The organism is Vicinamibacterales bacterium, assembly GCA_035699745.1.
Classification (GTDB): domain Bacteria; phylum Acidobacteriota; class Vicinamibacteria; order Vicinamibacterales; family 2-12-FULL-66-21; genus JAICSD01.
In genome coordinates this window covers 98113-113162 of the sequence record DASSPH010000032.1, presented here as the reverse complement: position 1 = coordinate 113162, position 15050 = coordinate 98113, and the positions used below count along the sequence as shown (strand labels likewise).

At 70.6% G+C, this 15050-nt stretch carries 6 protein-coding genes; all 6 read right to left on the bottom strand.

All coding sequences use genetic code 11. The annotated features are described in order from the left end of the window. Complete coding sequence (locus tag VFK57_06350) at window positions 1-1536, bottom strand: right-handed parallel beta-helix repeat-containing protein (protein HET7695311.1); 1536 nt, start codon at window positions 1534-1536, stop codon at window positions 1-3. A gap of 182 nt (window positions 1537-1718) precedes the next feature. Next, window positions 1719-9050, bottom strand: coding sequence for an SDR family NAD(P)-dependent oxidoreductase (locus VFK57_06345; GenBank protein ID HET7695310.1), 7332 nt, complete (start codon window positions 9048-9050; stop codon window positions 1719-1721). Between the two features lie 112 nt (window positions 9051-9162). Continuing rightward, on the bottom strand, window positions 9163-10830 hold the full coding sequence (locus VFK57_06340; GenBank protein ID HET7695309.1) for a condensation domain-containing protein: 1668 nt from the start codon (window positions 10828-10830) through the stop codon (window positions 9163-9165). Between the two features lie 16 nt (window positions 10831-10846). Then, on the bottom strand, window positions 10847-12427 hold the full coding sequence (locus tag VFK57_06335; GenBank protein HET7695308.1) for a sulfatase-like hydrolase/transferase: 1581 nt from the start codon (window positions 12425-12427) through the stop codon (window positions 10847-10849). An 8-nt stretch (window positions 12428-12435) separates the two neighbouring features. After that, entirely contained in the window at window positions 12436-14022 is a 1587-nt protein-coding gene (locus VFK57_06330; GenBank protein ID HET7695307.1) for a sulfatase-like hydrolase/transferase, read from the bottom strand. 19 nt (window positions 14023-14041) lie between these two features. Further along, complete coding sequence (locus VFK57_06325) at window positions 14042-15043, bottom strand: class I SAM-dependent methyltransferase (protein ID HET7695306.1); 1002 nt, start codon at window positions 15041-15043, stop codon at window positions 14042-14044. Between the last annotated feature and the right edge of the window lie 7 nt (window positions 15044-15050).

Sequence of the window (15050 nt, the reverse complement as noted above, 5' to 3'; positions counted from 1 at the left end):
TTACTTGACCGTTACGCAGGCCGAGAATTCCGAGGTGTTGCCGGTCGAATCGGTCGCGGTCGCCGCAACCCCGAATCCAACCGGCACCGTGAACGGGAGGACCACATCGAAGGCGCCGTTGCCGGCGCCGTTCGTCACCACGTTCACCTGCCCGAGCGCGTAGCGCCCTTCGCCGTGTCCGCCCGCCGGATCGCACACCGTGTCGGCGAAGAGCTGCACGAGGAACGTGCCATTCGCCGTGCTGTTCAGCGTGCCGACCAGGCGCGTGGCGCCGCCCGCGGTGGTTACCGAGGTGAACACCGGGAAGTTCTGGAAATTGTTCGGCCCCGAGTCGCCGTCGCCCAGGTCGTTCGGCGTGATCGCCTGCGGCGTACCGAGGTCGATCCCGCGCAGCCCGTTCGAGTGGATCGAGTTCGAGACGATGCGGTTGCGCAGCCCCTGCGCGATCCACACGCCGTTGAACCCCGCCTCCATCGGATCGCCGATCGGACCGCGGCCGTTGAACGCGATGAGGTTCCCCTGGATCAGGTTGTCGGTCGAGTCCTCCCAGATCAGGACGCCGTCGTAGGTGTTGCCGGCGATCACGTTGCCGAGAATCTGGTGGCCGCTGCCGCCCCGGATCTGCACGCCGCGATCGTTGGCGATGAAGTCGGTGACGGTGCGGTTCACGCCGAGGAAGTTCCCCTGCACGATGTTGTTGCTGGAGCCGCCCAGCATGCGGACGCCGGTGGCGCGGTTGCCGGCGATCAGGTTCCCCATGCCGGCGCCCGGTCCGCCGATCAGCAGGTTGCTCGACCCGATCACCGCGATGCCGCGGGCCTCGTTCGAACGCTCCAGCATGCCGGTCACGTCGACGCCGATGAAGTTCCCCTGGATGACGGCGCCGTTCGAGCCGTCGACGACAATGCCGCCGCCGCCGCCCTTCGCCTTGTTGTTGCTGATCACGTTGCGCTGCGAGACCGCCGGACCGCCGATGCGGTTGTTCGGCGAGTTCTGCATCACGACGCCATGGCCCGTGTTGGTGCCGGTGTCCCCGTCGGCGCTCAGCCCGACGTAGTTCATCTCCAGGACGTTGCCGCCCTTGGTCTTCAGCGTGATGCCGTCACCGCTGAATCCGGTGACCGCCAGGCCGCGCAGCGTCGAGCTGCCCGCCGTCACCTGGATGCCGCCGGGCGCGCCGTTGCCGTTGACCTCGATCAGCGGCCGATCGACGAACCCCGGCTGCGTCGTGCCGTCGAGCACCACCGGGCTGGTGATGATCGGCAGCGCGGACCCGACGTTGATCCGCTGCAACCCGGTGCCAATCGCGAAGTGGATGGTGTCGGTGCCGGCGACGGCGTTGGCCTGCTGGATCGCGGCGCGCAGGGTGCACGGACCGTTGCCGGCCGTCGCGCAGACGCCGTCCCCGGTGTTGCTGTCGGCCCCATCGCCGGTGCTGGTGACGACGAACGTCACGCCGCTCTGAGCCGAGGCGACGGCCGGGAGAAGACCGACCGCGGCAACCCACGCGGCAACGAGTCGAACTGCAAGTCGCATGTTGAACAATCCTCCGGAATATTCCGATGACAATCGAGGCTGAGGGACTGTGCAAACACGCGGCCTGAGCTGATCCGTGGACATCCGGCGGAATTGGCGCCGGATCCGGCGGGGAAACCGACGTAAGTCGCGCGCGGCGCAGACTAAAGGTCCGCGCCGCCGCTACTCGACGGATTTCGGGGTCACGAGCCGGCCGACAGGACGCCGAGCAGCCGCTCGACTTCCGCGTCGCTCAGCTCCTCGAGCTGCCCCAGAAGCCGCTGCGCCTGCTCGGGCGTCAGATCGGCGGGCAGCCGACCCGGCGCAGCGGCAGGTCCCGCTCCGGCGCCGTCCGCCCCGTCGAGCGACTCCATCACCGCCGCCGCCAGCCCCTCGACCGTGGTGCCGTCGAGGAACACGCCGACGGCCACGGATACGTCGAGGGCGCGCTGAATCCGGTTCCGCAGCTCGATCGCCATCAGGGAATCGACGCCGAGATTGTTCAGCGGCTCGCCGACCGGCGTGCCCTGGATGCGCAGGACCGCGCCGACCTGCTCGGCGCAGAACGCCTGCACCAGCGCAAGCCGCCCCTCGGGGTCGGCCTCGAGCACGGCGCGCCGGGTCAGACCGGTTCGTCGCCGCGCGGCGGAGCGTGCCGCGGCCGCCGCCACCGCCTCGTCGTCGCTCAACCGGCTGCCGTCCGCCGCCGCGATCCAGTGCCGCGTCCGCTGGAACGGGTAGGTCGGGAGCGACGCCGTGTGCCGGGATCCCTCGGCGCTGACCTGCGCCCAGGCGATGGACGCCCCGTCGACGTACATCGCGGCAAGGGCGCGCAGACGATCCTCCCGGCTGCGCGTGGCGCCCACCTCGAGAACGACGCGAAGTCCCTTGTCGCGAAGCGCGGCAATCGCTTCCGGCATCTTCGCGCTGCCCGCGGCGTTGAGGACGGTGCCGGACGTGAACGCGAGCGCCGGCGCCGCGCACTCGCCCGTCGCGGCGGATGCGAACGTGAGCCGCGAGGGGGCATACGACACCGCACGGGCGATGCGCTCGAGCGTCTCCCGATCGCCGGCATTCACCGCCGCCAGACGCAGCGCGTCGTCCAATGAGATCGCACCCGCGACGCACGCGGCGACGAGCTCTCCGGTTCCCTCCCCGACGACCCCGGCCGGCTGAACGCCCCACGCGCGCCACGTCTCCGCCAGCGCGTACTCGAACGCGAACCGCCGGTTCAACCGCGGCCCGGCGATCTCGCGGCACCGATCGTACGCGGCGCGAAAGGCAGCGTCGGTCGCGGACGCGCGCTCGATCGCGGCCTCGTCGACGTCGCCGCCGCGGAAGACGAACGCCACCCTGGGCGGGCGGTTGTCCGTGGCGCGTCCGCGCATCACCCGCGGGTCCGCCGATGACGCCGCCTGCGGCAGCACCGCGCGCAGCTCCGCCATGTCGTGCGCCAGGATCGCCAGCCGGTGCGCGAAGTGCGCACGCCCCGCGTTCGCCGTATGGCAGATGTCCGCGAGCGAATCACGCGTCCCGGCCAGCGCCGCGGCAACTCGATCGATCTGCTGCTCGAGCGCGGCCTCGTCGCGCGCCGAGAGCGTGAAGAGGTGCGGACCGGCCGGCTCCCTGTCGCGCCCGATCGCCGCGGGGCCCTGCTCGACGACGACGTGCACGTTCGTGCCGCTGGCGCCAAACGAGCTGACCCCGGCGAGCTTCCGCTCGCCGGCCCAGACGGTAGCCGCGGTCGGGATGGCCACGCGCCCCGGATCCACCGTGATGTCGGGATTCAGCTCGCGCAGGTGCAGGTGCGGCGGAATCTCCCCGTGCTGGAGCGCGAGCACCGTCTTGATCAATCCGGCGGCGCCCGCGGCCGACTCGGCGTGACCGATGTTGGTCTTGACCGATCCGACGAGCAGCGGTCGCGAGGAACGGGCGCCGCCCAGGACGGCGTCCAGCGCGCGCACCTCGATGGGATCGCCGAGGCGCGTCCCGGTGCCGTGCGCCTCGACGTAGCTGATGTCGCGCGCGTCGACGGCGGCGTCGCGCAGCGCGTCGCGAAGCAGCGCCTCCTGCGCAAGACCGTTCGGCACCGTGATGCCGCTGCTGCGCCCGTCCTGGTTCATCGCCGATCCGCGGATGACCGCAAGGATCGGATCGCCGGCGTCGAGCGCCGCCTGCAGCGGCTTGAGGATCAGAATGCCGCACCCCTCCGCACGGACGATGCCGTCGGCGGCGGCGTCGAACGTGCGGCATACACCCGCGGCCGACAGCATGCCGGCCTTGGCGGCGACGACCATGCCATCCGGCTGCAGGATCAGGTTCACGCCGCCGGCCACCGCCATGTCGCAGTCGCCGTCGCGCAGGCTGCGGCACGCGAGATGAATCGCGGTGAGCGACGACGAGCAGGCGGTGTCGACCGCGAGCGCCGGCCCCTGCAGGCCGAGGATGTACGAGAGACGGCCGGCGGCGAAATTCAGGCCGTTGCCGGTCATCAGGTAGGCGTCGGTGTACTCGGCGCCGCCGGCGGCGACGATCTGCGCGTACTCGCTGTTGCTGATCCCGACGAACACGCCGGTCCGGGATCCGCGCAGCGCGGACGGATTCTGACCGCCGCGCTCGAACGCTTCCCACGTCACTTCGAGCAGCAGCCGGTGCTGCGGATCCATGCTGTCGGCTTCGCGCGGCGAGATGCCGAAGAACCCCGCATCGAACCGATCGACGCCGTCCACGAAGCCGCCGTGGCGCGCGTAGGTGCGGCCCGGCGCGTCGGGATCGGGATCGTAGTAACGATCGGCATCCCATCGATCGGGAGGGACCTCCGTCACCGCATGCTGTCCGTGCCGCAGCAGATCCCAGAACGCCTCGGGTGTGTCGGCCCCCCCGGGGAATCGGCAGGACATTCCGACGATCGCGATCTCGCGGTGGTCCGCGGCGGCGTGCGGGTGCGGCGCGGCGATCCGCTCCCCCGCCGGCGCTGCCGCGATGCCCAGCTGCTCGTCCAGATGCCCGGCCAGCGCGGCGACGCTGGGGTAGTCGAACGTCACCGTCGGGGAGAGCGAACGCTCGAACTGCTTCTCGAGCACGCGGCGCAGCTCGGTCGCCATCAGCGAGTCCATGCCCATGTCGAACAGGCCGTCCTCGTCGCCGATCGCCTCCGGATCGTCCGCGCCGACGACCCGCGCGACCAGGCGGCGCACGGCGCGCGCGATCGCGTCGCGGCGCTCCGCTTCCGGCAGTTTCGTCAGCGCCTGCACCAGACCCGGCACGAATGCGTCTCCCGCGGACGAGGACGCGGGCGCCGCGCTCGCCGCCGCGGCGCCGCGCAGCCGCTCGACGAGCGGACGGCTGCCCTTGGCTTCGTACACCGGGAGGAAGCGATCCCACGCGACGTCCGCCACGACGACCTGTGCGGCGTGCCCGCCCATCAACCGCTCGAGCGCGTCGAGGGCGGGCCCGGGCGGCAGCGCCGCGACGCCCATGAGCGCCAGCCACTTCTCGCCCTGCGCGTCGACCATGCCGCCGCCCGCCCACGGACCCCAGTTCACGCTGAGCGCCGGCAGGCCGCCGGCGCGGCGGTGATGCGCGACGGCATCGAGGAAATGATTGGCGGCAGCGTAGGACGCCAGCGTCTTCGATCCCCACACGGACGAGATCGAGGAATACAGCACGAAGTGATCGATGGGCAGCGAGAGCGACGCCTGGTGCAGCCACCACGTCCCGCCGACCTTCGCATCGAACAGCGCCGCCAGGCCGTCTGGCGTGAGATCGCTGATCGCCGCGGCACGCGCGACACCGGCGGCGTGGAAGATCCCCCTGATCGGCGGCGCATCCGCCGCGAGCCGGGCGAACATCTGCCCGACCGCGTCGCGCCGGCCGATGTCCGCGGCGTACACGTGAACGGTGGCCCCCATGCCCTCGAGCCGCTGCACCGCCGCGATCCGCCGGCCCGCATCACTGGATGGATCGACCGCCGCCCACTCCGCGCGGGGCGGCACGCCCCGCCGTCCCGCGAGCGCGATATGACGGGCGCCGCGCCGCACGAGGCGCTCGGCGGTGTGCAGCCCGAGGCTGCCGAAGCCGCCGGTGATCACGTAGGTGGCGTCCGCGCGCAGCGCCAGCGGCGCCGCGGCCGGGGCCGCCGCCGGTTCGAGACGCGCGACATACCGCCGGCCGGCGCGGTAGGCGATCTGATCCTCGAGGATCGTGACGCCGCGCAGATCGCCGGCGACACGCCGCAGCGTGTCACCCGGCGGATCCGGCGAATCGAGATCGATGAGCCCGCCCCAGATCTCGGGGTGCTCCAGCGCGACGACGCGGCCGAGTCCCCACAGCGGAGACGCCGCCACTGACGGCGAATCTCCGGCGACGACCGGTTGGGTGTTGGCCGTGATCGCCCAGACGCGCGGACGCGCGGCGGCGGGCCGGGCGGCGGCCGCCTGCGCGATCGCCAGCAGACTCCGCGTGACGTGGTGGGCGCGATCGAGCGCCGCGGGGTCGTCGCAGCCCGGCCGCGCGTCACCGCCGGCGACGAGAGCGACATCGGACGCGCCGTCCATCCAGGACGCGTCGTCAACCGACGTCACCATGCGGCACGCGTCCCCGCGGCCCTCGATCGCTCGCTGCAGTCCGGCCGCCAGCGGATCGTCCGCATCCGCGATCAGGACGAACGCGCGCGGACGATCCGACGGATCAGCCGTCCGCTCGTCCGCGATCCAGGCCAGCCGGTACAGACGATCGTCGATCCACGACGGCACGGCCGGCGCGCTGCTGGCAGCCGCCGGGACCGGCGGCGCCGCACCGAGCCAGTGACGCTGGCGCTCGAATGGATAGGTCGGCACCGTCACGCGCGAGCGTCCGTAGGGACGATCGAACGCGGGCCAGTCGAGATCGATGCCGCGGGTGAACAGCTCCGCGGCGGAGCCGAGCATTTCACTCCACGCCGGACGCCCCTTGCGCAGGGACGGCAGCCACACCGCGGCGTCGTCGGCGACGACGCGCCTTGCCATCCCGAGCAGCGTCGGCGACGGACCGATCTCGAGGAACAGGCGCTGCCCCTGCGCGTGCAGCGCGCGCATGCCGTCGGCGAAGCGGACCGCCTCCCGCGCGTGCCGCCGCCAGTAGGCGCCGCCGAAGGTGAACGACGGATCGAGCGCCGCCCCTTCGAGCGTCGACACGAACGTCAGCTTCGCGGGGGCGTGCGCGATCGAGGCCGCGATCCGCTCGAACTCGCCGAGCATCGGGTCCATCAGCCCCGAGTGAAACGCGTGCGACACGGTGAGCCGCTGCGACTTGACGCCGGCGGCGGCGAGCCGTTCGAGCGCCGCGTCCACCGCCGCGGCGTCCCCGGAGATGACCGTGTTCTCCGGTCCGTTCAGCGCGGCGATCGACACCCGCGGATCGTCGGCGAGCGCGCGCCGGGTGGCGGAGCCGTCGGCCAGCACGGCGGCCATCGCGCCGTTTCGCGGCAGCGCCTGCATGAGCCGTCCGCGCGCGGCGACCAGGCGCAGCGCGTCGGGCAGCGTGAGCACGCCGGCCACGCAGGCGGCGGCGAACTCGCCGATGCTGTGGCCGAGGACGGCGCCGGGCTCGACGCCCCACGATCGCCACAGCGCCGCAAGCGCGTACTCGATCGCGAAGAGCGCCGGCTGCGCGTATGCCGTGTCGTCGATCGGGGATGTTTCGCCCGCCGACGGATACATGACCGAGAGCAGCGGACGCTCGAGCTGATCGCGCAGAAGCGCGTCGCACTCGTCGAGCGCGCGGCGGAACTCGGGCGCGCTCTCGTACAACTCGCGGCCCATGCCGGCGTACTGCGCGCCCTGCCCCGTGAACAGGAACGTCACGTCGGGCACGGCGCTCTTCCGCACCACTCCCTGGCGCACCCGCGCAGCCGGCCGGCCCGCGGCGATGTCGGCCAGCGCCGCGGCGGCGCTCGCGCCGTCGTCCACGACGAGCGCGAGGCGGTGATCGAACCGCGCCCGGCCGCTGTTGGCGGTGAAGCAGACGTCGGCCAGCGCCGCGTCACCGGCGCGCAGCAGTTCCGCGAAGCGTGCCGCCATCTCGCGCAGCGCCGGGTCGGTGCGCGCCGAGAGCGCGAGCACGTGCGACGGTCGATCGACGGACGCGGCGCGCGGCTGCGGCGCCGGCGCTTCCTGCAGGATGACGTGCGCGTTCGTGCCGGTGAAGCCGAAGGAGCTGAGGCCGGCCAGGCGCGGACCGGCGCCGGCCGTCCATTCGGTGCGCGACGTCGGGATCACGATCGGGACGCCGTTCACGTCGATGTGCGGATTGAGCGCGCGGAAGTGCAGGTGCGGCGGAATCTCGCGGTGCCGCAGCGCCAGCACCACCTTCATCAGCCCCGCCATCCCCGCCGCCGATTCGAGATGGCCGATGTTGGTCTTCACCGATCCGACGACGAGCGGCGCGTCCGCGGCGCGGCCGGGCCCGAGCGCCGCCGCGATGGCGTGCATCTCGATCGGATCGCCGAGCGCGGTCCCGGTGCCGTGCGCTTCGACGTAGCTGATGTCCGCCGGCGCGACCCGCGCGTCGCGCAGCGCCTTGGTGATGACCGCCTGCTGCGCCAGCTCGTTCGGCGCCGTGAAGCCGCCGCTGCGCCCGTCCTGGTTCACCGCGGAGCCGCGAATCAGCGCCAGGATCCGATCGCCGGCGTCGACGGCGTCCGACAGGCGCTTAAGCACGACGACGCCGCAGCCCTCGCCGCGGACGTAGCCGTCGGCCTCGGCGTCGAACGTGCTGCAGCGGCCGCGCGGCGACAGCATCCGCGCCCGGCAGCAGTTCACCGTCACGTCCGGATTCAGCATCACGTTGACGCCGCCGGCAATCGCGAGCTGCGACTCGCGCGTGCGCAGGCTCTGACAGGCCAGGTGCACCGCCGAGAGCGACGAGGAGCACGCGGTGTCGAGCGCCATCGCCGGCCCCTGGAAGCCCAGGATGTAGGACAGGCGTCCGGCGGCCGCGCTCAGCAGGTTGCCGGTGCCGGCCGCGTACGAATCCGCCTCCCGCGCCTGCACGAGAAGCTGGCCGTAGTCGTTGATGCTGATGCCGACGAACACGCCGACGTCGCGGCCGGTGAACCCGTCGGGCGCGTAGCCGGCGTCTTCGAGCGCTTCCCAGGTCAGCTCGAGCAGCAGCCGCTGTTGAGGATCGATGGTGCGCGCTTCGCGCGGCGTGATCCCGAAATGCGCGGCGTCGAACCGATCGATGTCGCGAAGGAACGCGCCGGCGCGCGTGTACATCTTGCCGCGCGCGTCGGGATCGGGGTCGTAGAAGGCGTCGATGTCCCAGCGGTCCGCCGGCACTTCCGACACCGCGTCGCGCCCGTCGCGCAGGAGCGTCCAGTAGGCCTCCGGCGACGTGGCGCCGCCGGGAAACCGGCAGGCCATGCCGACGATGGCGATGGGCTCGTGGGCGGCGCGCTCCAGTTCCTCGAGCCGCGCGCGCATCTTGCGCAGGGCGAGAAGCGCTTGTTTTTCGGGCGTGAGGTCGCCGGGACCCGGGGACGTCGGATTACTCATCGGATGCAAACCGGGGGAAACTCAAAAGACGCGCCAGCGGAAGGGGCGGAAACGCCCGTCAGAGGGCACATTTCCGGCGTGGGCGCGGGAAAAGTCTGCCCTTGGGTAGACTTTAGTCGCCGTCGCCGAGCGCCCCCAGCAAGGCGTCTTCCAGCAGGGACGCCAGGCCCGCCACCGTCGGCGCGTCGAAGACGGCCGCCAGCGGCACCGTCACCCCGGTCAGCGACGACAACCGGCCGGCGATCCGCCGCGCGGTGTCGGCGTCACCCCCCGCGGTCAGGAAGCTGTCATCCAGCGTGACCCGCTCCCGTCCGAACATCTCGCGGAAGATCTCCGCCACCGCCTCCTCGGACGGCGTGCGCGGCGCCGCGGCCCGCGCGAGCAGCTCGGAGGTGCGGTCGCCGGGCGCCTCGACGATCGCCGCGAGGACGCCTTCCAGCTGCCGCGCCCACGTCGCCACCCTCGCCTCGTCGAACAGATCGGTCGCGTACTCCCAGTTGCACGTCAGGCCCTCAGCCAGGTCCACGACTTCGAGCGAGACGTCGAACTGCGCGATCCGCAGGTCGAGATCGAGCCGCCGCAGGCGCAGATCGTGGGCGGAGGCGGCGCCAGCCGTCAGATCGATCCCCCCCTGCACGTGATGCGGCTGGTTCAGCACGAACATGGTCTGGAACAGCGGCGCCTGATTGGCGCTCCGCGCCGGGCGCAGGCGCTCGACCAGCAGTTCGACCGGATAGTCCTGATGCTCGAGCGCGCCGCGCACCTGATCGCGCGCGCCGCGCAGGACGGTGCGGAACGGCGGGTCGGCGGCGAAGTCGGCGCGGAGCGGCAGCGAGTTGAGCATGTAGCCGATCAGCTGCTCGAACTCGGCGCGGCTGCGGCCGGCCATCGGCGTGCCGACGAGCACGTCCGGCTGCCCGGACGCGCGATGCAGGAACAACTGATAGGCGGCGAGCAGCACGACGAAGAGCGTGACCCCTTCGGCGCGCGCCAGCTCGCGCAGCCGCGCCGCGAGATCGGCGGGAATGCCGCGCGACAGCACCGCGCCGTGAAACGACTGCACGGGCGGCCGCGGATGGTCCGCCGGCAGCTCGAGCACCGGCAGCGCGCCGGACAGCACGCCTCGCCAGTAGGTCCACAGACGCTCGCCGTCCGCCGCCAGGCGTTCGTGCTGCCAGCGCACGAAATCGACGTATTGGGTCTCCGGCGGCGGCAGCGGTCCGGCGCCGGTGGCAGCCGCGCGGTACAGCGCGCCCAGCTCCGCGAGGAAGGTCGCCATCGACCAGAGGTCGTAGGCGATGTGATGGAAGGTGACCAGCAGCACCGGCGCGTCGGCGGTCGTGAAGACGCGCACGCGGAACACCGGTCCGTGCTCGAGATCGAACGGCCGCTGCGCTTCCGCCCGCAGCCGCTCGTCGAGATCGGCCGCGGCCGATTCGCGCGCGTCGACTTCCGCAAAATCCAGCGGCCGTCCGGCATGCACCACCTGCACCGGCGCCGCCGCCGAATACGTCGTCCGCAGGATCGCGTGCCGCGCCGTCAACCGCTCGAAGGCGCCGCGCAGCGCCGCGGCATCGAGCGGCGATTCGACGACGAAGGCGTAGGCGACGTTGTAGGCGGCGCTGCCGGGCGCCAGCCGGTGCATGAACCAGAGCGATCGCTGATTGAACGAGAGCGGATGTTCGACCTGCGGCGCTGCGATGCGCTCCCGGAGGAGACGCGCCAGCGCCTCGCGCTTGTCGGCGTCCGCCGGCGGCTTCACCGGGCGGTCGCCGTTCATGACCGCGCCGCGGCTCTCAATATGTATTCTCGACCAGCGTGCAGACGAGGCCCTTGCAGGTCCGCAACGCATTCAACCAGGCGTTCAGGCGTGCCACCTCCGTCTGACGGGCGGGAGCGGTGAACACGTTGTCGATCTGGTGGGGATCGAGCGACAGGTCGTACAGCTCGCCGTTCACCCCGGCGGTCACCGTCGGATAGCGCACGAACATCCGCGGCGCGGCCGCGTCGGTACGCGCCGCCAGGTACGTGGGCGGCGAGGCGAACGGGGTGTCGAGCGGAGGCACCAGCGCATGCTCGATCAGGCCGATCCGGCGCCAGGTCGCCAGGGCCGGGTTCTGAATCAGGGGCAGCAGCGATCGTCCGTCCATGGTAATCGTCGGCAGCGCCGACGCGGCGTGCACGATCGTCGGCGCGAGGTCGGTCGCCAGGACGAGACGGGGGATCGTGACGGGCTGGCTGCCTCCGGCCATCCGCACGTACAGAGGAACCCGAAGCGCCTGCTCGGACGCCAGCATCTTCTCGGGGAACCGGTGGCGCCCGTCGTTGTCTCCCGCGTCCGAGGTCAGGATCACCATCGTATTGTTGAGGGTTCCCGCGGCCTGGAGCGAGCCGATCACGTGGCCGACGAGATCGTCGACGCCGCGCAGGGCCTCGAGCTTGCGCCAGTAGCGCTTCTGGAGGCAGTCGATGTCGGTCTCGGTAAGCTGCGGGTTCTGCTGTGCCCACAGCGGCTTGTCCGACATGTCCTCTTCGTTGAAGGACGGCGGCTTCGGCAGCGGAAACGCGGTCACGTCGCCGGTCACCGTGTCGATGTGCCGCGCTGCGGGCTTTTGTGCCACGCCCCAGTAGTTGCCGCCGAACACCGTGTCGGCCGGGTTCGGGCACACGTTGTGGATCGTCGGGCCCGGCCACCGCTCGCGGTTGAACACGACCGGGGTCACGGTCAGGAAGAACGGGCGCAGGTACAGGGGCGCGCTCCTGATGAACGTGCCGGCAAGGTAGGCGAGGATGTCGGTCTGATGCAGCTCGACTCCGGAGGCGGCCGCGGCGGCGCCGACATCGACGAGCGTGCCGTTGACGTTCAGCACGTATTTGTCCATGCTCCACGTCGTCGGGTCGATGAGTGCCGACCAACTATCCCAGCCTGGAGGAATTCGGGTTGCCGGCGTGAAGAGCCCGTAGCCGGTGAGATGCCGTCCGACCAGCCCGGTGCGATACCCGGCCGTTTTCAGCCATGTCGCAACCGTCGCTGACTCGTTCAACCGCGGGGCGCCGCCGAGAATCGGGTCGGTGCCGAATTCGCCGTGGTTGTGCGCGTACTGACCGGTCAGGTAGGTTGCGCGCGCGGGACTGCCGAATGTGGTCGTCGTGAACGCATTGGTGAACGTGTAGCCCTGGCCCGCAAGGTATTGGGCGATGTTCGGCGCCAGCCCCTTCGCGACCGCAACCTCCAGGGTTTCCGCGTCGAAATCGTCCAGCAGGATCACCACGATGTTCGGGCGGGTTTGCGAGTGACCGGGGCGCGCCTGCCACAGTGCACCGGACGCGACAACGACGGCACAGACGACGGCGCGGAGAAGACGGCGAATGTTCATCGGACTCCCTAGAAAGCGAAATAGGTCTCGTAGATATAGCACGTGATCCCGCGGCACGACTTGAGCGCGTTCAACCAGAGGTCGAGGCGCGTCCGCTCGGTCTGCGTCGCCGGATCCGTGAACTTGTTCTGCAGCTCGTGCGGATCGGTGGTGAGGTTGTAGAACTCGCCGGGGACGCCCGTGGTGACGGTCGGATACTTGACGAACAGGCGCGGCGCGGCGGAAGAGGTGCGCACCGCCTCATAGTACGGGGGCCCCACCAGGCCGTAATTCTCCTCCCCGTCCGGCGTGTGCTCCAACAGACCGATGCCGCGCCACGGCGTCAGCGCCGGATTGTTGATGAGCGGCAGCAGCGAGCGGCCGTCGACCGGGTGCGTGCTCGGCGGCGTGACGTTGGCGAACGACGCGATGGTCGGCGCGAGATCGGTGGTCAGCGCCATCCCGCGCACGAGCGTCATCGTCGAGCTGGTGCGCGTCCGGATGATCAGCGGCACGCGAATCGCCGACTCGTACGCCGGGGTCTTCTGCGGAAAGCGGTGCTGCCCGTCCATGAACCCGTTGTCGGCAGTCAGGACCACGATGGTGTTGCTCAGGGCGCCGGTCGCGGTGAGCGCGCTGAAGATCGTGCCGACCATCTCGTCCACCGAGCGCAGCGTCTCGAGCTTGCGCCAGTGGCGGCGGGTGGCGCAGGTCACGTCCTCGGCGGTCAACGCCGGATTGGCCTGCACCCAGTCCGGCTTGTCGCTGACGTCCGCCTCGTTGAACGAGGGGGGCGTCGGGAGCGGGAAGTAGGTCCCGAGGTTGACGATGCTGTTCCAGTGGCGATTGGCCGGACGCATCGTCGCGCCCCACAGATTGCCGCCGAAGATCTGCCCCTCCACCGGACACTCGTTGTACGGCGGGTTCTCCGGGTTGAACACGGTGGGCGCCACCAGCAGGAAGAACGGCTTCTGGTAGGTCGGCGCGGTCTGGATGAAACTCTGCGCCCGCCAGCCGACGATGTCGGTCTGATAGAGCTGCGTGTTGTAGGCGGCGGCCAGCAGTCCCCAGTTCACCAGGCTGCCGTTGATGTTCATCCGGTACTGGTCGACGCTGATGCTGCTGGGGTCGATCAGCGCGTTCCAGTCGTCCCATCCGGGGTAGAGCTGAAACTCCGACGTCCACCATCCGTAGCCGGTGACGTAGCGCCCGACCAGGCCGGTGCGGTAGCCGGCGTCGTGCAGCCACGTGGCGACGGTGGAATTGTGGTTCATGTTGTTGATGCCGCCGAGCGGCGGATAGTTCGCCCGCACGCCGTGGTTGTGCGGATACTGGCCGGTGAAGAACGACGCCCGCGCCGGTCCCCCGAGCGAGGCGACCGAGAACGACTCGGTGAAGACGTAGCCCTTGTCGATCAGGTTCTTCTTGATGTTCGGCAGGAAGCCCGTATTGAGCATCTGGCCGAGGCCGGCAAGCTCGATGTCGTCCAGCATGATGACGACGATGTTCGGCGTGGCCGTCTGCGCCTGGCCATGGATGCCGGTACGCATGGCGATCATCAGCGCGGCGGTGGCCGCCGCGAGCACGATCGCGCGCGAGAATCGTCGGACTCTCATCTTCGGACCTGTCCCCTTTCTAGTGCGCTGACGCCGGCTTCCTGAGCACCAAATGGTGGTATTCGAATTTGCGCTGACCGAAGAGGTCGCGCAGGCTCTCGAACTCCGGCCACAATTGCCCGCCGAGCGCGTCGCGCAGCTCGTCGAGGCTGCGCCAGGCGTTGCCGGTGATGTCTTCGTGATGGTCGACGATGAATCCGGCCTGCTCGAACTGGCCGCGCAGCCGCTGCCCGCACGACTCGCCGGGCGGGACCTGGCGCAGGTCCGAGAAGCAGAACACCCCGCCGGGGGCCAGCACGCGGAACACCTCGGCGGCGAACCGATCGAACATCGGATACGAGTGCGAGCTCTCCACGTTGATCGCGACGTCGAACACGCCGGTCTTCAGCGGGAGCTGCTGCGCGTCGCCGCGGTGGAACACGAGCGTCGGCGCCAGCCGCGCGTAGCGAGCGCCGCAGAGCGCGATCTGGGTCGGATGCAGATCGACGCCGACGTACTTCGCCGGCGGCCTGACCTGCGTCAGGAACGCGGCGCCGTCCCCCTGACCGCAGCCGACCTCGAGCACGCGCTTGCCGCGCAGCTCGGTGCGCGACGTCACCTTCAGATACATCTGCATGTGCAGCCGCTTCTGCACGTCCGTGAACCATTGGGCGAGCGGCGCCCATTCCGGCACCGGGGCGTCCGGCGCGTAGCCGACGTCGATGCCCGCGCCCGCCGTCTTGTACTGCGAGTCGTTGCGCAGCAGCGCGATCTGCGAGCGCAGGTCCGATTTCGGCAGCCGCGTACCGAGATAGACGTCGAGGATGGTCCGGTGCAGCGGCTCCTCCAGCGATCGAATCTGCCGCCGCAGACGGTAGGCGGCCTTCCAGAACGTCAGCATCGCCAGCTCGGCGACCGACGTGCTGATTTGCGACGGATTGAACCGCCACCGAAGGTCGACCTCGTTCAGCTTGTGATCCACCGCGTCGAACCGGTGGAAGTGGAACCTCCATCCGGCGTCGCGCTGCGCCGCAGCACTCATCAGGCGA